This window comes from Winogradskyella schleiferi (assembly GCF_013394655.1).
GTDB lineage: Bacteria > Bacteroidota > Bacteroidia > Flavobacteriales > Flavobacteriaceae > Winogradskyella > Winogradskyella schleiferi.
This window is the reverse complement of the sequence record NZ_CP053351.1, coordinates 2413551-2437626: the sequence shown is the minus strand read 5'-3', so window position 1 is coordinate 2437626 and position 24076 is coordinate 2413551. Positions and strand designations below refer to the sequence as shown.

Sequence of the window (24076 nt, the reverse complement as noted above, 5' to 3'; positions counted from 1 at the left end):
ATGGTAGGATGGTTTGAAATTCTTGTAAACGATATGGATCGTGCAAAGCAATTTTATGAAACTGTTTTTAAAGTTGAAATTAGAGATGTGAATTTTGGTGGAATGAAAATGGGTTGGTTTCCAGATAATAATGGAGCTTATGGAGCCACAGGAACGCTCATTAAGCAAGAAACTTACGAGCCGAGTGAAAAAGGCACTTTGGTCTATTTTATGTCAGATGATGTTCAAAATGAATTAGATAACGTAGTAGCCGCTGGAGGAAAAATCTATCAAAAGAAAACCAAAATCTCAGATGAACATGGTTTTATGGGCGTATTTATAGATTCTGAAGGGAATAGAATCGCATTGCACTCTAAATCCTAAAATTAAGATTAGTTCTTCTTACTCTTTCGATCCTTACTACGATTAATGACTTTATATTCTTCGTAACATTCACTTATGGCATCCAATATCTGAAGATCGTTTGCCGTGTTTATAAAATCTTTTGAATAGTTACATTGATTGACTATTTCGTCTAAATCGTATTTGGTGACTTGAAGTAAAACGAGCAACATTTCTCTATCAAAACGCTTGGCTAATTGATTTCTAATCTCATCATCTTCCTTCATTTTCTTTAGCTTGTGCATCTCATTGGGCTTTCTGCCAAACATATTATACAAGAAATCTGCAGGATTGAAAATAGCACCCAAAACTTTGGTAGCAATATTGGGTTTTCCAGCTTCATAAGCTTGACCTGGTAAACCGGAAATTCGATAACGGTTGTTAGAAGTTACCGGAATTTGTTCCATGTCAACTTCTAAATAGCCTGTTAATCTCAGTTGCTTTACAGTCACTTCTTCTAGTGCTAAAGCTAATTCTGTCATTTGGATTTCGGTATCTCCAAATTTTAACCAGTCATTGGTCACTCTAACTCTAATGGATTTGTAACCTAAATAGGATAAGTGTAATGTGTCGTTGACTTTAGCTTTAATTTCAAATTCACCTTCATCATTTGTCGCAGTTCCGACAACTTGATTGATATTTACAATATTAGCTTGACTCAAAGGAAGATCAGTTGAAGCGCTAACTAGCGTTCCTTTAACTGTGGTAGGTGTTTTTGTGTTTGTACTGTCTTGACTATAGCTATTTACTGTAGTTAAACATAACAATAAGATTAATAAATGGCGCATGTACTTGTGTTACGAGGTAAAGGTAATAAACAAAACGGATTTAACATATGGCAGGTTTGTTTTTGACTAAATATTAACTTTTAGAGTATTCGGTCTTCAGTCTTCAGTCTTCAGTCTTAGGTCTTTAATTAATTAGTTAGAGTTTACTAGTTGTAACAGTCTTTAAATGAAAAATTCCAAAACCTAAAGTATCGCCTCAAGTCTTGGAATTTGTTATTTTATTTATTGGAATTTACTGCTTGTTTAACAGTTTAATCTCGTCTTCTAGAACGTCTAGGTCTATCCGAACCAGATCCACTTGATTCTGGGCGTCTATCGCCTCTGGAATCATTGAATTTTCTATCGCTTCGGTCACTTCCTGAATCGTCCGATCTTCTGCTGCGTCTATCACTGCGGTTTCCAGGAGCTCCTTCAGAGCGTCGGCCACTAGAGCGTCTTTCTCCTCTTGGTTTGTCATCTCTTCTGCGACTTTTACCGCCAGATCGTCTATCGTTGCCTCCACGACTTCTTCCGCCACTTCGACCACCACGACTTCTGCCTTTATCTTCACTGACTTCAACATTTACAAAACGACCTTCATGTTTAAAGTCCGTAAAGAATGCCAATACTTTTTCCTGCAAGGATTTTTCAGTATTAAAGAATGAAAAGCTATCTTTTACATCAACCTTAAAAACGTCATCACGTCCCAATTCTAATTGTTCTTTTAAGAAATCTTTCAACTTCATCCAATCAAAACCATCTTTACTACCAACATTTATAAAATAACGTGAATCGTTAGATTGTTTGCTGTAATCGCGTCCACCATCTCTATCACTTCCGCGGGATTCAACCACACTTAAATCTTTTGATTTTTGATAATAATTAAAGAAACGGTTAAATTCTACTGAAAAGAACTTTTTGATTAATTCTTCCTTGTCAGTATCTACAAATAATTCATTGATACTTTCAAGATGCTTATCAATTTCATGGTTGGTTTCTGTGGTATGGATTTTATTGGCTAAAGACATTAATTGAACTTCAACAATATCACTTGCAGAAGGAATTTCTTTCTTTTCGAACTGCTTTTTAATAATGCGCTCTATACTTTTAATCTTTCTAACCTCACTTTTGGAAACAATAACCATTGAGATGCCTGTTTTGCCAGCACGTCCCGTTCTACCAGAACGGTGTGTGTAAATTTCCGCTTCATCTGGTAATTGATAATTAATAACGTGTGTAATATCATCGACATCAATACCACGAGCAGCAACGTCTGTGGCTACCAACATTTGTATTTGCTGATTTCTAAAAGATTTCATGACCAAATCGCGTTGGTTCTGACTTAAATCGCCATGTAAGGCTCCAGCAGAGTAACCATCTTCAATTAAATTTTCGGCCACCTTTTGCGTATCACGTTTTGTACGACAGAAAATCACAGAAAAAATATCTGGATTGGCATCAGACAAACGTTTTAAAGCTTGATAACGATCTCTTGCATTAACTAAATAATACTCATGGGATACGTTACTTGTACTTTCATTTTTGTTTCCTACCGTAATTTCCGTAGGATCATACATGAATTTTTTGGCGATAACTGATACTTCTTTTGGCATCGTTGCAGAGAATAGCCATGTGCTTTTATCTTCGGGAGTATGCGATAAGATGTCTGTAATGTCTTCAAAGAAGCCCATGTTCAACATTTCATCGGCTTCATCTAAAACAGCGTATTGTATTTTAGAAATATCAACCATGTTACGTTTAATCATATCTTTCATACGACCAGGAGTCGCCACAATGATTTGTGCGCCACGTTTTACAGATCTGGCTTGGTCAGATATACTCGCACCACCATAAATAGCAGTCACATTTAAACCTTTGCAGTATTTACCATAAAGCTTTAATTCGTTGGTGATTTGCAAGCAAAGTTCACGAGTAGGCGATAAGATGAGACCTTGTGTGGTTCTGCTATCGATATCTATTTTTTGCAACATCGGAAAGCCGAAGGCTGCGGTTTTCCCAGTACCAGTTTGTGCCAAAGCGACTAAGTCTTTGTCTTCTTCTAATAAAATTGGGATGGCTTTTTCTTGGACTTCACTAGGGCTTTCAAAACCTAAATCCGTAATAGCGTGTAAAAGGTCTTCATTAAGACCGAGTTCTTGGAATGTGCTCATTCTTTGAGTTATGTATTCGATTAAGTGCTTTTGGTGTTACAAAAGAAGCGAATCGACATACTAAACACTTAAACTTCTAGGTAACACATCCTCACTCTGAGGAATTTACTAAATCCTAACTGTGGATTTTTTCAAGCTGCAAAGATACGTTAATTAATTGGATAATCAATTTTTGTTTTTATAGACGAAGAACCTATTGTAAACACCGCCATTGATGTCGAATGTAGCACCAGTAATAAAGCCATCATATTCGGAGGTGAGATACATACCTGCTCTTGCGACGTCTGCAGCATTTCCTGCACGTTGGATTGGAATTCCAGCCGTTGTTGCTGCTGCTGATTCTATGGTAGTATGTGTATTGTGAAACGAAGTCCCAAGGATAAGACCTGGTGCGACAGCATTTACCCGTACACCTTGTGCTCCCAATTCTGTAGAGAGCGCTCGTGTAAAGGTTAGAATAGCACCTTTGCTAGTTGAGTACACTAATGATCCTGGATGACCACCTTTACGTCCAGCAAGTGAAGCCAAATTTACAATACTACTGTTGTCATTTTTTGCTAAATAAGGCGCTGCGGCTCTTGTCACAAACATCATGGACGTAAGGTTGATGTCCATTACATTATGCCAGAAATCAGCTTCCATTTCACTCAGCATTTTCCGAGCAACCAAGGAACCTGCATTGTAAATTAGTATGTCTAAACCGCAAAGAACTTCTACAGTTTTTTCTACCATGCCATTTGCATCAGCTTCTTTGGTTAGGTGACCACTTATAGCAACCGCTTTTTGTTCTTTACGCTTTACATATTCTGTTAATTCATTTGCGGTATCAGCACTAGAAAAATAGTGAATGGCAACGTTGGCTCCGCTATCAATAAAGTGTTTGGTGATTGATTCACCAATACCTCGAGCTCCAGCTGTGATGAGTACGTTTTTACCAGTTAATTCCTGTTGGTTTTCATGGTGTTGATCTCTTAATAGTGTCGATATTTGTATTATTAATACTTGTTTTCATTGATGGTGAACTATTGTTCTTATAAATATAAGATAATAAAGTGTTTAAGTTAGTGAACTATAGAAGGTTTGAGTAATTTTTGTTTTCAAAGTTTTTGGTAATTATTATAATGGAGTATCAATTATGTTTTTTTATAATATTGTTTGCTTACGGTTTCGAAATTGCCATTTGATTTTGAAAATAAAGCCTAAAAATAGTACTACCATTTTGGTTGTGTTAATTCATATTATTGGAAAACCAAAGTTAGTAGTTCCCAAATTAGAAATCATCCCTTCAATATCCTAATCTCAAATTAATCGTAAACATTTCGGCATAAATTAAAACGGTTTACTACATTTATAATCTATGGAATTTTTGAACCAACTTCTTAGCGATTTTTCGTCCTTAGCTTGGGGTTTGCCTTTGCTTATTTTATTGATTGGTGGCGGCTTATATTTATTAATTCGTTCACATTTTTTACCGTTTCGATATTTAGGTCATGCTGTAAACGTGCTTCGAGGAAAATTTGATGATCCTAATGATCCTGGTCAGATTTCTCATTTTCAAGCGTTAACGACGGCTTTGTCTGCAACGGTAGGTATGGGAAATATTGCAGGAGTTGCAGTCGCCATTTCAATTGGTGGTCCTGGAGCGGTTTTTTGGATGTGGATTAGTGCTGTAGTAGGCATGTCCACAAAATTCTTTACATCTACTTTAGCCATTATGTTTAGAGGTCAAGATAGTGCAGGCGAAATTCAAGGTGGTCCAATGTATTTTATTATAGAAGGCTTAGGAAAATCTTGGGAACCATTGGCTGTTTTTTTTAGTTTATGTGGACTTATAGGAGCACTTCCCGTTTTTAATGTGAATCAGCTCACACAAGCATTAAATGATATTTTATTAATTCCGAATGGTGTGGAAGTTGGATTGAAATCTAACCTTATTATTGGTTTTGTTCTAATAAGTATTACGGCTTTAGTTATTTTAGGAGGTATCAAAAGGATTGGGTCTGTGGCCTCACGATTAGTCCCAAGTATGGTCGCTCTATACTTTGTGTTGGTCATTATTATCTTGGTGGCACATAGCGATATGTTGGTCTATTATCTTAAACTGATTTTTTCGGATGCTTTTGCCGCTAACTATTATCCTAAGGACGATACGTTTTTAGGAGGTGTTTTGGGCGCATTGATTCTTCATGGTATTAAGCGTGGAGCGTTCTCAAATGAAGCTGGAATTGGTACAGCGCCAATGGCACATGGCGCAGCAAAAACAGATGAACCAATTCGTGAAGGTCTGGTCGCTATGCTTGGGCCAGCCATCGACACCCTTATTGTTTGTACGCTAACAGCTCTGGCAATTTTGGTTACTGGTGTTTGGGAAACCACTTCAGATAATGGAGTAAGCCTTACGGCTTCGGCTTTCGCAGATGTGATGCCAAACTATGGCAAGTATTTATTGCTAATTTGTATTGCAGTTTTTAGTTTGAGCTCATTGTTTTCTTATTCGTATTATGGTACAAAGTGTATGTCCTTTCTTTTTGGTGACGATAAAAAACACTATTATAATTATTTCTATATTGTAAGCATTCTTATTGGAGCAACTACGAGTTTAAGCATGATGATTAATCTCATAGATGGCGTATTTGCCTTGATGGCTATTCCTACAATGATTGCGACCATTCTTTTAGCACCAAAAGTAATTGAAGAATTAAAAAGTTATGCCAAACGACTAAAACAAAGTGATAATGAAACCAAAAGCAAATCCTAAAGCCTATTGGCGCGAAAATATAAAGTATGTTTTAATTCTTCTGCTCATTTGGTTCACAGTTTCATATGGTGCTGGAATTTTGTTTAAAGATGAATTAAACTCCATTAAAATCGGAGGCTTTAAATTAGGATTTTGGTTTGCGCAACAAGGTTCAATGTATGTATTTGTTGTCCTCATTTTTGTGTATGTGAAGTTGATGAATAATCTCGACAAAAAATATGGCTATGATGAATAGATTATTACTTATAGCCGAAATGGATGTTCAAACTTGGACTTATATTTTAGTCGGCATCACATTTACACTTTATATAGGTATTGCGATTTGGTCTAGAGCTGGTTCCACCAAAGAATTTTATGTCGCTGGTGGAGGTGTTTCTCCTTTAGCAAACGGAATGGCAACTGCTGCAGATTGGATGAGTGCTGCCTCTTTTATTTCTATGGCTGGAATTATTTCTTTTGCCGGTTATGATGGTGCCGTATATTTAATGGGTTGGACAGGCGGCTATGTGCTTTTGGCATTACTCTTGGCGCCCTATTTGCGAAAATTTGGAAAGTTTACGGTTCCCGATTTTATTGGTGATCGGTATTATTCGAATACGGCACGTTTAGTTGGCGTAATTTGTGCGCTCATTGTATCGTTTACCTATGTCGCAGGGCAAATGCGAGGTGTTGGACTGGTATTTTCACGCTTTTTGGAAGTTGATATTAATACTGGTGTGATTATAGGAATGATTATCGTGTTGTTTTATGCTGTTTTGGGTGGAATGAAAGGCATTACATATACGCAAGTGGCGCAATATTGTGTACTCATATTTGCTTTTATGGTACCAGCGATTTTTATATCCATTCAAATGACAGGTAACCCGATTCCACAATTGGGATTTGGTAGCACATTATCTGATGGCTCAGGAACTTATTTATTGGATAAACTCGATGGATTAAGTACTGATCTTGGTTTTACGGAATATACAGAAGGTTCAAAATCTACGATGGATATTTTCGCTATCACGTTGGCTTTAATGGTAGGAACTGCAGGATTACCGCATGTCATCGTACGATTCTTTACCGTAAAACGGGTTAAGGATGCTAGGAAATCTGCAGGATTAGCTTTATTGCTTATTGTAATTTTATATTCCACAGCACCAGCAGTTTCTGTTTTTGCTAGAACAAATATGATTGAAACTGTATCAAATCAACCGTATGAAGAAATGCCAATATGGTTTAAGAAATGGGAAACTACTGGATTAATAACATTTACAGATAAAAATAATGATGGCATCATTCAATATGTAGCGAATACATCTAAAAATGAATTGGTGGTAGACAATGACATTATGGTATTGGCAAATCCAGAAATTGCCCATCTCCCAAATTGGGTTATTGCTTTAGTGGCTGCAGGTGCATTAGCAGCAGCACTATCTACTGCAGCTGGTCTGCTATTGGTTATTTCCTCATCAGTTTCTCACGATTTAATCAAGAAAATGATAAATCCTAATATTTCAGAAAATGGCGAATTAATTGCGGCGCGTTTATCAGCAGTTATAGCCGTTTGTGTCGCTGGTTATTTTGGTATTAATCCGCCAGGTTTTGTCGCAGCGACTGTAGCTTTAGCTTTCGGTCTGGCTGCTGCATCATTCTTTCCGGCTATTATTTTAGGCATATTTTATAAAAAAATGAATAAAGAAGGTGCCATAGCTGGGATGGTTGTCGGCATATCTGCCATGTTGTTTTATATGACTAAATTTAAGTTTGGCTGGTTTGGAGGTGGAGAAAAAGCCGATTGGTGGTTCGGGATTTCGCCCGAAGGTTTTGGGACTATAGCAATGCTATTCAATTTTATAGTTTCAATAACGATAATGAAATTTACAAAAGCGCCTCCTCAAGATGTTCAGGAGTTGGTGGAAAAAATTAGAATTCCTAGTGGAGCTGGTGAGGCTGTTGATCATTGAAACTATTAAAAATCTTGAACGAGTTGGTGCTATCTAAATAAGTTCGATGTAAAAAAGCGAAATGACTTTAATTTATGACAAATATTATCGGACCGAAAACCTGTTTGGAGAACCATACCCAAAACTGATAGAATTTTTTAATAAATATCCAAAAAATGGAAAAGTTTTGGATTTAGGTTGCGGACAGGGACGGGATTCCATTCCATTAGCTCGAATTGGATTTGACGTAACCGGAATTGACAGCTCGAAAGTTGGAATTGAACAAATGAACCAAATTGCGAGGGATGAAAATTTGGCCTTAAATGGTGTAATTGCCGATATATTCAAGTTTGAAAATTTTAAAGAATATGATTATGTGTTACTCGATAGTATGTTTCATTTCGAAAAGAATGACCGAATAAAAGAAACTGAATTTATCAAAAAAATAATATCCCAAATCAGAAAAGGATGTTTAGTCATTTTCTGTATTCAGGACACAGGAAAAAAAGTCCAAATTCTAAAAGACACCATTGGATTTGAAGAAAAAGTCCACCACATTGTGGAGAAAGGATTCAAATATATCTTTGAGGATAATGGACATAAATCTGAGTCGAATTATAGAATGATAGTAATTAATAAAACTAAACACTAAGGACCCAATAGAACCAAGACTTTGAGTAAAAACAAAATATTTAATCGAACCTTAGTAAAAAATAAATAAAAAACCTCTTGCGATTTTTCAAAGAATCACAAGAGGTCATAATATATGAAGCGTGATTTATTTCTTCTTCAACAAAATTTTCTCATTGGTAAATTGATTCGCTTCATCTAAAAACGCAATCATTTTACTCCAATTACTTTTTGGCTCAAAATTGTTTTTATATTGTTTTGTAGTATTTACAACCAGTCGATTGTCTTCAAGTACAGCTGTGCTGATAAAAGCGCCAGTTTCATTATCTACAGATTTATTTAATTTATCCAAGCCAGCAACTGTATAGCCATCGGGAATATTAAAGGTGATGTTGTAATTGTAACTTCTTGCGCTTGCTGTATTTATGTTTGTAGTACGCTCATGTTCTTTTTCTTCAATATCAATTTGCCCACCAATTAATTTTCCTATTTCAATAATATAGTTGGGACCTGCTTTTTTTATCAATGAATTCTTGGCTTCAAAACTTTCTGTAAATGTGAAATATGAATCGAAAGCGTAACGACCTGTATCTTTTATTTCAAAGGTATAGTCCTCAATATCGCCAACTTGAAATTCAGCTTTTGCGCTTTTTTCAAAGCGTTCCTTCTGTTTGACCTTAATTTTTTCAACAACAGCTGCGAGTTCCTTTTTATAGCGTTCCCTATTTTTTTTACGTTTAACTAATTCAATCCAAGGTTGGGTTTCATACTTTGCATAATCTTCCGTTACGTAGTCCATGAACATTAAGCGATCTAATTGTTCGTCTTTTTTGGAATGCCCTTTATAATTGGTTACAGCGCTTAAGTTAATACCCGAAAAATCATCATTAAGACTGAACGTAATATCCTTTTTTGTTTCATTGTCTAAATGTGTTGATACAGGTAATTTTCCTTTTTTTATGACATCAATTTTATTTTTCTTTTTTGTTGGATATAGTTCATAAACATCTGTATCTTCAATTAAAGGCGAAAATTCGTTAATATTAGTATGTACGCTAAAGTGGTCAGCATAAATAGGAGGGTTGGTTTTTACTTTAACTAGGGCATTTAAGTTTTTTTCAATCAATAAATCATCAATAGGACCGTCATAACGTTTTTTTGCGACTATAATTTCGTATTTTATATCTTGCTCGAATAAAAATGCTGTAAAGTGTCGAACAAATTGCTTTTGATTTTCAATAAAAACAGGCATTCCATAAAACTCAAATGGATTGTATAAAATTTCTGCATCCTTTACTATTATGGCTTCCACGAAGCGTGTTAGGTAATAATGCCTCATAAAGTAATAGCCCTCTATTACTTTTTCACTATCATTCTTAAAGGTTTTGTTTTTGAAATATCTTTCAATATCTCCAAGGTTACCAAAAGGTGTAAAACGTTTAGCGTAAAGTTCTAAAACTTCCTCTTTTGAAACCGATGTTTTGATTTTTTCTTCATTCTCTGGGAGAAAGGCCATCGCTCTATCTTCGAACTTTCCAGATCTCGCAAAATAAACTTGAAATTTATATGACGGTAACTCTAGAAGTGGGTAAGACCATCGTGTCGATTGAATCTTTTCTATATCTGAATCGATAAGTTCATAACGTCTCATGTTTCGTTTTTCGGTTGGAATTTCGGTCAGTTGAGGTGCGCCGTTAAATGAATTAAAATTGATAAAAAAATCATTTTCAGTCTCAAAAAACAATTTAAAATCTACCACAGGGTATTCTTCACCTAAGTACGTTTCCACAGGATCGAACCCAAAAGCATAGGTGGTTTTAAAAGGCTCTAAACGATAAAAATAATAATCTATAATGTCTCCGATTTCTAAGTTCGAAATCGCAAGTTTAGTTTCGCCATCGACTTCAACTGATTCTTCCTCTACATCAATTTCTACTTCGCTCCCGTCTGGTTTTACGATTTTTACACCAACGTAATTATTTCCTTTTTGCAAATAGGTGTAACGCCCTTTATCTGATCTGAAGCGCTTTTTAAACACAAATTCAGAAAATTCTTCTACGGAAGCCTTATCCAACAGTTTTATACGTTGTCTTATAGAACTTGTATAAGTCACATTTTTTCCAAACTTGTGGAAATCGTAATTTTCGTTTTTATATAATATGACAGCAGATTCATTGGCCCATTTTTCTGGAACTTCAGTAACCGTTTTATAAGCATCAGTGGCTCCCCAGAAAAAGTCTCTTGCGGCTAATTCCTCTTTGGATTGTGAAAAAATGGTAAATGTAAAAAATAATAGTAAAGCGTTTAGTGTTTTGGTTTTCATGTGTTAATTGCTAGTTGTTAGTCTTTTGTCAGGATAATTTGTTCTTGATAGATGGTGTTGAGATCTTTTATGAATGTATTCCATTCTTCAAAATCATTAGTTTCGATTTTTGCATTTTTAATCTCGAATAATTTTTTGTAAGTCAAGATGTTATTTTCAGTTTCGAAACTCACAGATAAATCATAATTATCACTTGAAACCTTAATGTTTTTCGGAACATGTGTAACTGAATATCCATTTGGTATTTGTAATTCAGTGGTAGATTCCAAGTATTTTTTTGAGCTGAATATAAAATCTACATCACGTTCCTTTAATTCGTAACCGTTGAATTCTTTATCTAAATCGAGATCAATGTATATGGAATTATCAAATGTTGAAACGGCATTTTTTACTTCAAGATCGTGAGAAATAGTGACGTTAAGTTCTCTGTTGGACAAATCGGACGTTGTAATGTTACTGACCTTTCTGTTGCTGTCTGCTCTGCTTAAATAAGATTCCAAGAACTCGTCCTTTTTATCTGTTTTCGATTGGTCAATGTAATACAGAAGATTAGATCGGCTTTCGCCATTAAATTCTTTTTCAACTTTACCAGTTAGGGTTTCATCGTCTAAAGTCAGTTGGTAATTATGATATTCCTTATTAAATACGGCATCGCTTGTTGGCACGTGTTTCAAAATAAAGGCATCGTCATCCTCAATTAAAACTTGCTTGCCTTGTATGCGATCTGCATATTCTCCAAAGGCATTAAACTTTTCTGTACCATCTAAAAAGATGATGTCATCATCTTTAAAAAGCGAACAAATCATATGATTGTCAACCGATAAATTTGGTGTGGAATAATCATAAGCGATACGCTTGGTGCCTATCCATGTGAGTCGCGCATCAAAGCCAGCTTCTATCAGCATTTGCTTGGTGAGATTTGCCATACCTTTGCAATCGCCATATCTTTTGTTGAAAACGTTGGCGGCTTCGTCTGGTTTAAATCCGGCGATACCATCTTCAAAAGCAATATATCTAATATTGTCCTGAACCCAATAATAGATGTTCTTTATTTTTTCTTCGTCCGTTTTGGCATCTTTGGTCAATTCTGCGACTTTGGATTTTAGGTCTGTATTGTCATTTTCCAAACTATTTACCAATGATATATACCAATTGTAGAGATCTTGGGTAGAATCGAAAATAGGCGTGGTTTCGTCTTTTATAGTATATGATTTTGCCAAGACCAATAAATGCGGATAAACGTAAGTCGGTCCAGGAGCATTGGAAACCTGGCGCATTGCAGGCACATTTTTCAAAGTATAGATGTGAATTTTAGATTTGTTCCTTGTGTTTGGTTGTATCGTTTTTTCAATGTCATAACCTTCAAAATTCAGTTCTTTTAATTCGAGATTTAACCAATCTGGAATTTCAACAGAAATTACCTTTTTTTCAATCGGATAGTCATCATTGAAATACAATTTTGTAAAATATTTAATGTCTTTGTAGGACTTTAAAATATGCGTGCCGTAACGGTAACCTTGTAAGGGGAAGTCAACGTGTGTGAATTTCACTCTTGAATCGACATGAAATAAATCGCTACTTACAGAAGCCTCATCTTTAATACGAAAACTAGCATTTTTGTTGTTTTTGTATAAGATTTCGAATTCTTCGATGGTGGATTGGTCATTATAAAAAGAATACTTTTGGATATCTGCACGAGAAATCATGTTGATCATTTTCTCTTTTAAATCATGACTGACCGTTACTTTTTGGTTGCGGTTGTCAAAATCGAAAGTCACATAGTCTATACTTTCTTCGAGTGCAATCTCGTCGTCTTTATGGTCAAATGTTTTTTTTAGTTGTTTTGCTTTGGCAATATCGTAAGCATCAGGTTCTATTTTTCGTTGACCAAGAGAAGTGGTCAGAAATGCTATAGTGAATATAGCTGTGAGTAAATATTTTGTCATCTAGATTTGTGTAAGACAGGCAATATATCTAAATGTTGCTAATATGTGAAATAATTAGTGTAAGAAGTAATTATGTTCGGTAAAATTACGAGGCTTCTTATTTACTCACGGAAAGTTTGAACTGTTGAGGCGTCATCATTTCCATTTTTTTGAATTGCCGGTTAAAATAACTTGTGTTGTTGAATCCAGATTTATAGGCCACTTCGGACATTCGTAAATTCCTGTATTGTTTAATAAGCTTTTTGGAAAACTTGATTTTTTCAGAATTAATATAATCAATAGGAGAGATGCCCAAGGTGTTTTTAAATTGTTTGTGAAAATGAGAGGTGCTCATGTAGGCTTTCTTTGCTAATAGATCTACTGAGATGTCCTTATTGGTTAAATTATCCTTAATAAATTTGATGACCGTTCCAATTCGGGTATCATTAAAAGTATTGTTGTCATTTATAATTAAGGATTTAGCTTTCGTTTGAAGTAGTCGTACAATTAATTCCTGAATCATTAAATCCAGCAGCACATCTTTAGATTTATTACTGTTCGTAAACGTATATGTCAATCGTTCTATTAAATGATTAACATCAACATTGTTTATAAGGTGCGATGTGGATTTGTCTAAGTCCCAATTGTTGTTTTCATTTTCTATGGCGACATTATGGTTAAACTTCGCTACAACTTCTTCAATCTTAAAAGCATCAATTCCCAAAGCCAGACATTGGGTGGGCTTATCTTTTGTGGCCAATGGAAAATCAATAACCATTTCTTTATTCGTTGGCATCACAACAGATTCCCCAGGAAAAAAATCAAAAGCTTCAAAACCATCAAGGTGCATTACTTTTTTTCCGGTAAGCATGCTGGCAATAATAGGAAAGTCAAACGTCAATGACACTTTTTCTGCAAAAGCATGGGTTTCATAAATATTGAGTTCTGCATATTCAGCATTATAGGTCGTCCTATTTTCTACTAAAGTAGATAGTTTTCTGTGGCTTTTATGCTGCGTTAATAAACTGCTCATATTCAATATTACGAAAAAATAGTCTTAAAAATAGTTAATAATAGATATGTTCAATAATATAAGCAATATGTTCTATTTGTTTGGGATTTGATAAAATAACTTTATCAAAATTACAATATAGTTATATTTTAGGCTATATAAATAAATAATTAACAATAAAACATATTAAGGTATGAGCTATTCTAAGCCAAAATTTAAAGAAAAATATTCCAATTTTATAAATGGAAAATTTGTGCCACCTGTTAGTGGAGATTATTTTGAAAATACATCTCCTATAGATGGAACGCTAATTGCAAAATATCCAAGATCTCAAAAAGAAGATGTTGAAAATGCGCTTGATGCGGCAAATGCTGCAAAAGATGCTTGGGGAAATACGTCTGCTGCTGAGCGTGCAGCACTTCTTAATAAAGTCGCGGACATTATAGAAGAGAATTTAGAAGAATTTGCATTGGTAGAAACCTGTGATAATGGTAAGCCAATTCGTGAAACGTTGAATGCAGATATACCATTAGCTATAGATCATTGGCGTTATTTTGCGGCTTGTATTAGAGCAGAAGAAGGTAGTGCTACGGAACTGGACGAGAACACGTTGTCCATGAATATTAAGGAACCACTTGGTGTGATTGGCCAGATTATTCCATGGAATTTCCCCTTGTTAATGTTATCATGGAAATTGCCTCCAGCTTTAGCAACGGGTAATTGCGTGGTCTTAAAACCAGCAGAGCAAACGCCATCTTCTGCAACCTTATTAATGGAAAAAATTGCAGAGGTGTTCCCACCAGGTGTTCTAAATATTATACACGGCTTCGGTCCAGAAGCAGGGAAACCGCTAGCTTCAAGCTCTAAGGTGGATAAAGTGGCGTTTACGGGTGAAACCACAACAGGACAATTAATTATGCAGTATGCGTCAAAAAACCTGAATCCTGTAACCATGGAATTAGGAGGAAAGTCTCCAAATGTGTTCTTTAATAGTGTGATGGATGAAGACGATGCATTTTTGGACAAAGCCATTGAAGGTGCTGTTTTATTTGCTTTTAATCAAGGAGAAGTATGTACATGTCCTTCTAGAATTTTAGTGCAGGAAGATATCTATGACAAATTTATGGAACGTGTTGTAGCGAGAACAAAAGCAATAGTGCAAACAAGTCCTTATGATTCTAATTGCATGGTTGGAGCACAAGCCTCTAACGATCAATATGAAAAAATTCAATCCTATTTCAAAATTGGAAAAGATGAAGGTGCAAAGGTCTTAACAGGAGGTGAAGCGAACAAATTGGATGGCGATTTAGCCAATGGCTATTACATTAAACCAACCATATTGGAAGGTCATAATAAAATGCGTGTATTTCAAGAAGAGATTTTTGGACCCGTAGTTTGTGTTACTAAATTTAAAGATGAAGCTGAAGCCATAGAAATTGCCAACGATACTATGTACGGTCTTGGAGCTGGCGTTTGGACACGAGATGCACATCAGTTATATCAAATACCAAGAGCAATAAAAGCAGGCCGGGTTTGGGTAAATTGCTATCATGCCTATCCAGCTCACGCACCATTTGGAGGTTATAAAAAATCTGGATTTGGTAGGGAAAACCATCTTATGATGATGAGCCATTACAGACAAACCAAAAATATGCTCATCTCTTATGATAAGAATAAATTGGGCTTCTTTTAAAAAATATTAATAGCTGATTAAGGCTGAATTGATTTCTTTGATTCGGCCTTTTTTAATATCTTAATGTTATGAAACATTCATTACTAAATTTTGATATCCAAGACAATGATTATATGGATGTTCCATCTGACCATTGAAAAACGATAGATATAAACACATGAAACGCGTAGAAATTACAGATAGAGCGGCAGAAATAGTTAAGCAACTAAAAGCAAAGCACGGCGATTTAATTTTTCATCAAAGTGGAGGTTGTTGCGATGGTTCTTCACCTATGATTTTCGAAAAAGACGATATGTATTTAGATGAAAGTGATATTCTTTTAGGAGCAGTTGAAGGTGTGAATTTTTATATGAACCAAGATCAGTTTGAATATTGGAAACACACGCACTTAACTGTTGATATAACAGAAGGTCGAGGTGCGAGCTTTTCATTGGAGATTCCACTTGGACTTCGATTTTTGATTCATTCTCGGTTATTAACTGAGGAAGAAGCTTCTTTTTTTAATTCAAAATAACTACCTTTTTCAGCTCAAAAAACAACGTTTAAAAAATGAGTAATTATCACATCAAACAGTTTGAAGAATATTTTCAAGTCTATAGAAAATCAGTACGAAATCCAGAACAATTCTGGGAAGAAATAGCTGAAGAACATTTTGTATGGCGAAAAAAATGGTCTAATGTGTTGAGTTATGATTTCAAAAATGCCAAATTCAAATGGTTTGAAGATGCTAAAGTCAACATTACCGAAAATTGTTTGGATAGACATTTACACACCAGAAGAGATAAAACGGCAATCTTATTTGAACCCAACAATCCGGAAGAAGAAGCGGAACATATTTCTTACAAACAATTGCATGAACGTGTGTGCAAATTAGCCAATGTGCTGAAGGATAAAGGCATTAAAAAAGGCGATGTGGTTTGTATTTACTTGCCAATGATTCCAGAATTGGCAATTTCTGTGTTGGCATGTGCTCGCATTGGTGCGATTCATTCGGTTGTTTTTGCTGGATTTTCTTCAACAGCGGTTTCTTCAAGAATTAATGATTGTAATGCCAAAATGGTCATAACTTCAGATGGGTCTTATCGTGGCGCCAAGACGATTGATTTAAAAGGCATTGTGGATGACGCTTTAAATGATACACCAGGTATTGAATCTGTTTTGGTTGTGAAAAGAATCAATTCAGAAATCAACATGAAAGAAGGACGCGATCATTGGTTAGAGCCACTTTTGGAGGAGGCTTATTCAGATTGTGTTGCTGAAATTATGGATGCAGAAGACCCTTTGTTTATTCTTTATACATCTGGTTCAACTGGAAAACCAAAAGGAATGGTTCATACCGTTGGAGGATATATGGTCTATACCGCTTACACCTTTAAAAATGTATTTCAGTATCGAGAGGATGATATCTATTGGTGTACTGCGGATATTGGTTGGATTACAGGTCACAGCTATATTGTTTATGGGCCTTTAGTGAATGGAGCGACCTCTGTAATGTTTGAAGGTGTACCGAGTTACCCAGATTACGGACGGTTTTGGGATATTGTTGAAAAACATAAAATATCACAGTTTTATACGGCTCCAACAGCGATTAGAGCTTTAGCAAAGCAAGGATCGGAATTTGTTGAAAAATATGATTTATCCTCACTAAAAGTTTTAGGATCGGTTGGAGAACCAATCAATGAAGAAGCTTGGCATTGGTACGATGAAAACATAGGAAAAAAGAAAAGTCCGATAGTGGATACGTGGTGGCAAACCGAAACAGGAGGGATTATGATTACTCCAATTCCGTTTTCTACACCAACGAAACCGACTTATGCTACCTTACCATTTATTGGAATACAACCGGCTTTAATGGACGAAAATGGAGAGGAACTGAAAGGCAACCAGGTAGAAGGGCGTTTGTGTATTAAATTCCCTTGGCCTTCTATGGCAAGAACGATTTGGGGAAATCATCAGCGCTATATTGACACCTATTTTTCGGCGTACGATAATATGTATTTTACAGGAGATGGCGCTTTGCGAGATGAAGTTGGTTATTATAGAATCACAGGTAGAGTTGATGATGTAATTATTGTTTCCGGACATAATTTAGGAACCGCACCAATTGAAGATGCCATTAACGAGCATCCGGCAGTTTCGGAATCCGCTATCGTTGGATTTCCACATGACGTCAAAGGAAATGCACTATATGGTTATGTCACGTTGAAGGATGTTGGTGAAAGTAGAAACCATGATAATCTTCGAAAAGAAATCAACCAGCTCATTACAGATCGGATTGGTCCAATTGCCAAACTCGATAAAATTCAGTTTACGGAAGGTTTACCAAAAACGAGATCAGGTAAAATTATGCGTCGAATTTTAAGAAAAATCGCTGCGAATGAAACGGATCAATTGGGTGATACGAGTACCTTATTGAATCCGGAAGTGGTTCAGGATATTATGGATAATGTTTTGTAAAGAAACTAAGAATTAAAATGAATAATTAATAATTAAAAATGAAGAATTAAGAGAATTGAATAAAGACTATAGACAAAAATTCCAAATTACAACAACTAAATTCCAAAACAGTATAACTTAGTATGTTGTATTAACTGATTGAGATTTATGATTTTTTGCCATTTTTTATGTTTACTTCAACTTAGAGAATCTTCTTCAATGGCAATGACGAATGTTTCAGTTTCGTGCGATATTAAAAAGGTACTCACAAATTTTTAGGTTCTATCGCACACCTAGTTCCGACAAAGTCGGACTCAACGATTTTCAGAAATAATGAGCAATGAATAGTGTTGATTTACTAAATCTAGGAATGGATAAGTAATTCTATAAAGAATCCTGACTAATAACGTATTAGCGAATGGTGCTTTACAATTTCCTAACAAATCGTTTAGATTTTTTGGTTTGTTTTGTATCAAGATAAAATGAACATAGGAAAAAAAACTAAGCTAAAACGAAGTCAAAAACACGGGGTTTTGAAGCTCTAATTACCGTTTTCTTTTTTAGCATTAGCCAATTCAACAATAGCCTTCAAACGCGCTTTGCGCTCAGCATTTTTTGATTTTATCTTATTCTTTTTCTGAGCAACTAATTTGCTGTGCTTGGCTTTGTTATTGGTATTTTTCTCTTTTCCTCTTTTTGCCATTAGTAGTTGCCGCAAAAGCGGAATCCTTTCAATTGTTAATAAATATGTACAACGCAAAGCTAAGCATTATTATAATCAGGAATTCAATTATGACTCCTTAACCCAAAAGCAATTATTGGATTTTGAAGTTTATTTTTAGGGATTTGCATAGGTTTAAGCATATACTTTTTTAATTTCGCCAAAAGATAAAAACCTATGCTAAAAGCCGTTTTATTTGATATGGATGGTGTCATTGTGGACACAGAACCTTTGCATCGTAAAGCCTACTATCAAATGTTTAAGGATGTAAATATTGAAGTCAACGATACACTTTACGAATCTTTTACAGGTCAATCCACTATCAATATCTGCAAACGCTTAGTCGATCATTTTAATTTAAATGAAGTACCGGAAATATTAGTCAATATTAAACGTAAACACTTTAAATACTTGTTTGAAAATGATTCTGGTTTGGTTTTAATTGATGGCGTTTTAGAACGGATTAAAGATTATCATGCCAATGGTATAAAGTTGGTTGTAGCGTCTTCGGCTTCCATGCCAAATATAGAGCGCATTTTTAATCGTTTTAATTTGAATCAATTCTTCATGGGAAAATTTAGTGGAGCAGATTTAAAGAGGTCTAAACCACATCCAGAAATCTTTATCAAAGCAGCAGAACATACAGGTTTTATTAAGTCGGAATGTATGGTTATTGAAGATTCCACCAATGGTATAAAAGCCGCACACGCAGCCAATATTTTTTGTGTAGGTTTTAAAAGTGAACATTCTTCAGGTCAGGATTATTCGAAAGCAAATATTATCATTTCCGATTTTGAGGAAGTGGCTTATTCGGAAGTACATAAATTTTTTAAACATTAACGTCAGTCTAACATAGTTTGTTTTTGGTTTTACCTAATTTTAAGGAAACCAAAAAAATAGAATTATGAAAGTAAATGCATACGCTGCAAGTTCGGCAGGATCAGATTTAGAAAAATTCAATTACAACTTACCAGAAATTGGCAAAGAGCATGTGGACATCAAAGTTCATTATTGTGGCCTTTGTCATAGCGATTTAAGCATGATCAATAACGATTGGGGAAATTCTCAATTTCCGCTCGTTCCAGGTCATGAAATTGTAGGAGAAGTTATCGCTTTAGGAAGTGAAGTTAAAGGACTTAAAATAGGAGATAAAGTTGGAATGGGATGGTACTCGGAGTCTTGTTTGCATTGTAATCAATGTATGGATGGTAAACAACACCTTTGTAGTGAAGCGGAAGGCACTATTGTTGGTCGTCATGGCGGTTTTGCAGACCATGTTCGTGGACATTGGTCTTGGGTAACCAAATTACCAAAAGGAATTGATATGGCTAAAGCAGGCCCATTATTCTGTGGTGGCATTACTGTTTTTAATCCTATTGTATTGTCTGGAGTACAACCTACAGATAAAGTAGGCGTAATCGGCATTGGTGGTTTGGGTCATATGGCGTTAAAATTTTTGAAAGCTTGGGGTTGTGAGGTTACTGCTTTTACCTCTAGCAAAGATAAATCGGAAGCCTTAAAGAAAATGGGAGCACATAACGTTGTGGATTCCACAGATTCAGATGACTTGGAAAGTATTGCAGGAACATTGGATTTTATCTTAAACACCACAAATGTGAAACTCGATTGGAATGCCTTTTTAACCACATTAGCACCACAGGGGAAATTACATACCGTTGGCGCCGTTTTAGAGCCGATGGAAATTCCAGCCTTCAGTATGATTGCTGGTGAAAAATCCGTTGGTGGAAGTCCATTGGGAAGTATAGCCTTAACCAGAAAAATGTTGGAATTCTGTGTGAGACACGACATTTATCCAACCGTTGAAGAATTTGAAATGGAAAATGTCAATAAAGCCATTAAACATCTACATGACGGAAAGGCTCGTTTTAGAGTGGTATTAAAGGCTTAGTAAGGTATACGTTTATCTTTAATGAATAGTAGTAATATCCTCTTATTTTTAGAGGTGATTTTACAGTTAAAAAAATATCGACTGTGAGTTATGTCGATAAGTTTGAGGACTTTTAAAGCGTCTCTGAGTAATTTAGGGACGCTTTTTTTACTCATTATTCGTCTAAAATCGGATCCTATTTCCAATTTCGTAGAGCTATTCACTAAATTTATTCTGCAATTCGTTCACAACATCTGCAATTTTGTTGTCTTTAAGTTGTGATAAAATTACAATAGGTTCTGCTTGTCGTACACTGCAATTCTCAATAGCGCAACGTTCACAAGTTACACCTACTTGAGTAGACGGTATGGACTTACTTTTCGCAAACGCTATTTTTCTGTTAAACTGATTGTTGATTTGAATGCCAATACTAACACTTCTGTAGCTATTGGAAACAAAGGGGTCTGTTGTTGCGGAAGATAGAACGAGATAACTTTTTTCTTCATTAGGGTAGTGCGAAATTTGAAGGTCAAACTCATGAGGATTATTTGATTTTTTAATTTCATTAATGACTTTCAGTGATACCCATCTTCTGCAATAGTGTTCATTGGTTTCATTAGCATGTGGCGACTGCTGTTTAGATAAGTGTAACTCTTTGTTTAACTCGTAATTTTGACTGTCTTTTTTATGGGAAAACCGTAAAAAGAATAAACTTTTAAGGTTGAAATCCTTTGGTAAAATATTGGTTAATCTTTGGTAAATAGATTCTGGTGAAGCATTATAATTGTTTATAATACGCTCAAAATCTTTATGTTTAAATGATTTTTTAGAAAACAACGATTTTAAATCGGCAACCAATCGTGTTCTCGGTATAATTAAAGCTCCTGCAAAATATGAAGCATAAAAGTTATTGAGGACTTGGTCGAAATTTTCAAATTTAATCCATGAAAACGTATAAAGACGGTCGTTGATCTCTAAATAGTTATACGCAATTTCTTTGGCATAAATAAAAGTTTTCTGCGCGTCATCAATATTTGCGGCTAATAGAAGTGTTTTCGTTTTAGGAACAAAAACGGAGCGTAAATTATCGAGTTCAGTGTGTGATTCTAATTCAGATGTATTGATGGTGTAACCGTATTCTTCAACTAAAATTTCTTTGAGCTCTTTGGAGTTAAGTGGTTGTGTTAAGTCAACTTGATAGGTCTTGGAAAAAGCGATAGCAGCTTGTTCCAAATGGTCGAAATAATTGTTGTTAGCTTCCTGAAAAGAGCGTACCGAAGCCAAATAGAAACTTTCTTTACTAAAACTATAATTTTTGGCAATTTCTATAATAGTACTTATAAAAGCTGTCACTTTTGAAGGTGCATTTGAAATGATATCAATCATGGTGCTTTCTTGAATCCCAAATAGCTCTAATGGAATTTCCTTTAGCAATTTTGTCTGTAAAATTTCACCAATGGGCGCTAGATTTTTATCCAATTTTAAAGATACCATTTCATCGTAAGGTACGTCCAGGTGTTCGGAAAGCGCAGCGATTTTATCGGGTTTAGGATATTTTTTTCCCTTCTCAATTTCATTGAGATAAGATTTTGAAAGTCCAGATAATTTGGACAGTCCAAATAGCGAAAGCTCTCTATCCGTGCGTATTTGCTTCAGTTTTAATCCAAATATTAGTTTAATATAGTCTTGCTCCATAGGCACAAATATACTACAATTTGCGAACTAATATAAATAGCGAATAAATAAAAACAGCGAACGTTCGCTTGTTTTTTCAAAAAATAGTTCGTAACATTGCTTCATCAAAATTTATCAATATGGAAACAATGACACAACAGAAAATGAAATTCGCGCCAGAGGTGACCAATTTCTACCCAAAACTTTTAACTGAGGAAGCATTGAAGTTTCTTTCAGCATTACAGGAGAAGTTTAACGCACCTCGTTTAGAGCTGTTAAAGCGCCGTGAAAAAGAACAAATATTTTTTGATAATGGTGGCTTTCCATCGTTTCCAACAGAAACAAAAGCAATTCGTGAATCCGAATGGCAAGCAGCAAAAATTCCGCAAGATTTATTAGATCGTCGCGTGGAAATAACAGGGCCAGTAGATCGAAAAATGGTCATTAATGCTTTGAACTCTGGCGCTAAAACATTTATGGCAGATTTTGAGGATAGTAACGCGCCAAGTTGGAAAAATAACTTGGAAGGCCAGCAGAATCTAAAAGAGGCTAATGACGGAACTATTGAACTAATAGATGAAGCCCGTGGAAAGCATTACAAACTCAAGGGTAAAACCGCTGTATTGTTAGTGCGGCCAAGGGGTCTACATCTTAATGAACGTCATCTATTACTTAATGGACAAGAAATGTCAGGGAGTTTATTCGATTTTGGATTATATGTGTATCATAACAGCGAAACCTTAATAAACAAAAACTCTGCGCCCTATTTTTATTTGCCAAAATTAGAACACTATTTGGAAGCGCGATGGTGGAATAGCGTTTTTGAGTTTGCGCAAGATTATTTAGAAATTCCCAATGGCACTTTTAAGACCACCTTACTAATAGAAACGATTACAGCAAGTTTTCAATTGGATGAATTTATTTATGAGCTTAAAGAGCATATCGTTGGTCTAAACTGTGGCCGATGGGATTATATCTTTTCGTACATCAAAAAATTTAGGAATCACAACGGATTTATCGTTCCAAATCGCGATCAAGTGACCATGGCAACACCGTTCATGGCAGCATATTCCAATCTCGTTATTCAGCGTTGTCACAACCGTGGTATACATGCTATGGGTGGAATGGCGGCACAAATTCCCATTAAGAATAATCCGGAAGCTAACAAAGCGGCGCTTGAAAAAGTGAGGGTAGATAAGGAACGTGAAGCCAAAAATGGTCATGATGGAACTTGGGTCGCTCATCCGGCTTTAGTTGAAGTGGCAATGAAAGAATTTGATAAATACATGCCAGAACTCAATCAGATTTTTAATAAGCGTGAAGATGTTACAATTACTGAAACCGATTTGGTAGAACTACCACAAGGCACTATTACAGAAAAGGGTATTAGAAAAAATATCAACGTCGGAATTTTATATCTCGAAGCTTGGCTAAGAGGTTTTGGGGCAGTTGCACTATATAACTTAATGGAAGATGCTGCAACAGCAGAAATCTCTAGAACCCAAGTGTGGCAATGGTTGAAAAATGAATCTTTTCTCGATGATGGAAGAATCTTTAATAAGAATTTATTCGATGAGCTTTTTGATGATGAGGTTGAGAAAATTATTAGTGAAATAGGAGAAGGGAAAATGATAAACACCAAATTTCCAGTGGCGATATCATTATTTAATCGATTGGTCACCCAAAAAGAGTTTGAAGAATTTCTAACACTTTCAGCATATCAATATATTTAAAAAAAATGTCTCGCATCTACGGGAATAGATTGCGAG

General features: G+C 35.4%; 19 protein-coding genes. 11 read left to right on the top strand and 8 right to left on the bottom strand.

The window, feature by feature from the left end; genetic code table 11:
• Positions 1-363 carry a VOC family protein gene (locus tag HM990_RS10535; RefSeq protein ID WP_178988899.1) on the top strand — a complete coding sequence of 121 codons (363 nt, stop codon included), beginning with the start codon at positions 1-3 and terminating at the stop codon, positions 361-363.
• Between the two features lie 8 nt (positions 364-371).
• Here the strand turns inward: HM990_RS10535 and HM990_RS10530 are convergent, their stop codons facing one another.
• From HM990_RS10530 to HM990_RS10520, 3 genes are all read right to left on the bottom strand, one after another.
• Complete coding sequence (locus tag HM990_RS10530) at positions 372-1169, bottom strand: carboxypeptidase-like regulatory domain-containing protein (RefSeq protein WP_178988898.1); 798 nt, start codon at positions 1167-1169, stop codon at positions 372-374.
• Between the two features lie 251 nt (positions 1170-1420).
• On the bottom strand, positions 1421-3319 hold the full coding sequence (locus HM990_RS10525; protein WP_178988897.1) for a DEAD/DEAH box helicase: 1899 nt from the start codon (positions 3317-3319) through the stop codon (positions 1421-1423).
• Between the two features lie 165 nt (positions 3320-3484).
• Entirely contained in the window at positions 3485-4207 is a 723-nt protein-coding gene (locus HM990_RS10520) for an SDR family NAD(P)-dependent oxidoreductase (protein ID WP_449489502.1), read from the bottom strand.
• A gap of 469 nt (positions 4208-4676) precedes the next feature.
• On the opposite strand from HM990_RS10520, the gene HM990_RS10515 reads away from it, so the two are divergent.
• From HM990_RS10515 to HM990_RS10500, 4 genes are all read left to right on the top strand, one after another.
• Positions 4677-6077 (top strand): alanine/glycine:cation symporter family protein, encoded by a 1401-nt coding sequence (locus tag HM990_RS10515; RefSeq protein WP_178988896.1) that lies wholly within the window; start codon positions 4677-4679, stop codon positions 6075-6077.
• Positions 6055-6312: a DUF4212 domain-containing protein gene (locus HM990_RS10510; RefSeq protein WP_178988895.1), complete on the top strand. Its 258-nt coding sequence runs from the start codon at positions 6055-6057 to the stop codon at positions 6310-6312. The genes HM990_RS10515 and HM990_RS10510 overlap by 23 nt, the downstream gene beginning before the upstream one ends.
• 19 nt (positions 6313-6331) lie before the next feature.
• The gene (locus tag HM990_RS10505; protein WP_178991956.1) at positions 6332-8026 is read left to right on the top strand and encodes a sodium:solute symporter family protein; all 1695 of its coding nucleotides are present in this window, start codon (positions 6332-6334) and stop codon (positions 8024-8026) included.
• Positions 8027-8087: 61 nt separating this feature from the next.
• Entirely contained in the window at positions 8088-8657 is a 570-nt protein-coding gene (locus tag HM990_RS10500; protein WP_178988894.1) for a class I SAM-dependent methyltransferase, read from the top strand.
• 126 nt (positions 8658-8783) lie between these two features.
• Here HM990_RS10500 and HM990_RS10495 read toward each other — a convergent pair whose 3' ends face one another.
• The 3 genes from HM990_RS10495 to HM990_RS10485 form a co-directional block, all read right to left on the bottom strand.
• Positions 8784-10958: a hypothetical protein gene (locus tag HM990_RS10495; protein WP_178988893.1), complete on the bottom strand. Its 2175-nt coding sequence runs from the start codon at positions 10956-10958 to the stop codon at positions 8784-8786.
• A 17-nt stretch (positions 10959-10975) separates the two neighbouring features.
• The gene (locus HM990_RS10490; RefSeq protein ID WP_178988892.1) at positions 10976-12904 is read right to left on the bottom strand and encodes a transglutaminase-like domain-containing protein; all 1929 of its coding nucleotides are present in this window, start codon (positions 12902-12904) and stop codon (positions 10976-10978) included.
• Positions 12905-13001: 97 nt separating this feature from the next.
• Positions 13002-13916 carry an AraC family transcriptional regulator gene (locus HM990_RS10485; protein ID WP_178988891.1) on the bottom strand — a complete coding sequence of 305 codons (915 nt, stop codon included), beginning with the start codon at positions 13914-13916 and terminating at the stop codon, positions 13002-13004.
• A 172-nt stretch (positions 13917-14088) separates the two neighbouring features.
• Here HM990_RS10485 and HM990_RS10480 point away from each other — a divergent pair, with 172 nt between their 5' ends.
• The 3 genes from HM990_RS10480 to acs all read left to right on the top strand — a co-directional run bounded on the left by HM990_RS10480 (position 14089) and on the right by acs (position 18045).
• Positions 14089-15588, top strand: a complete 1500-nt coding sequence (locus tag HM990_RS10480) for an aldehyde dehydrogenase family protein (protein ID WP_178988890.1) — start codon at positions 14089-14091, stop codon at positions 15586-15588.
• A gap of 157 nt (positions 15589-15745) precedes the next feature.
• The gene (locus HM990_RS10475) at positions 15746-16102 is read left to right on the top strand and encodes a DUF779 domain-containing protein (protein ID WP_178988889.1); all 357 of its coding nucleotides are present in this window, start codon (positions 15746-15748) and stop codon (positions 16100-16102) included.
• Between the two features lie 35 nt (positions 16103-16137).
• Positions 16138-18045, top strand: a complete 1908-nt coding sequence (gene acs, locus HM990_RS10470; protein ID WP_178988888.1) for an acetate--CoA ligase — start codon at positions 16138-16140, stop codon at positions 18043-18045.
• Positions 18046-18565: 520 nt separating this feature from the next.
• On the opposite strand, the gene HM990_RS10465 is transcribed toward acs, so the two are convergent.
• Positions 18566-18727 carry a hypothetical protein gene (locus HM990_RS10465; protein WP_178988887.1) on the bottom strand — a complete coding sequence of 54 codons (162 nt, stop codon included), beginning with the start codon at positions 18725-18727 and terminating at the stop codon, positions 18566-18568.
• Between the two features lie 195 nt (positions 18728-18922).
• On the opposite strand from HM990_RS10465, the gene HM990_RS10460 reads away from it, so the two are divergent.
• Together HM990_RS10460 and ahr are read left to right on the top strand one after the other, a co-directional pair.
• Entirely contained in the window at positions 18923-19585 is a 663-nt protein-coding gene (locus HM990_RS10460; protein WP_178988886.1) for an HAD family hydrolase, read from the top strand.
• Between the two features lie 64 nt (positions 19586-19649).
• Positions 19650-20654, top strand: a complete 1005-nt coding sequence (ahr, locus tag HM990_RS10455) for an NADPH-dependent aldehyde reductase Ahr (protein WP_229719248.1) — start codon at positions 19650-19652, stop codon at positions 20652-20654.
• Between the two features lie 195 nt (positions 20655-20849).
• Here ahr and HM990_RS10450 read toward each other — a convergent pair whose 3' ends face one another.
• Positions 20850-22328: a helix-turn-helix domain-containing protein gene (locus HM990_RS10450; RefSeq protein ID WP_178988885.1), complete on the bottom strand. Its 1479-nt coding sequence runs from the start codon at positions 22326-22328 to the stop codon at positions 20850-20852.
• A gap of 119 nt (positions 22329-22447) precedes the next feature.
• Between HM990_RS10450 and aceB the strand changes: the two genes are divergently transcribed.
• Complete coding sequence (gene aceB, locus HM990_RS10445) at positions 22448-24040, top strand: malate synthase A (protein WP_178988884.1); 1593 nt, start codon at positions 22448-22450, stop codon at positions 24038-24040.
• The last annotated feature ends 36 nt before the right edge of the window (positions 24041-24076 follow it).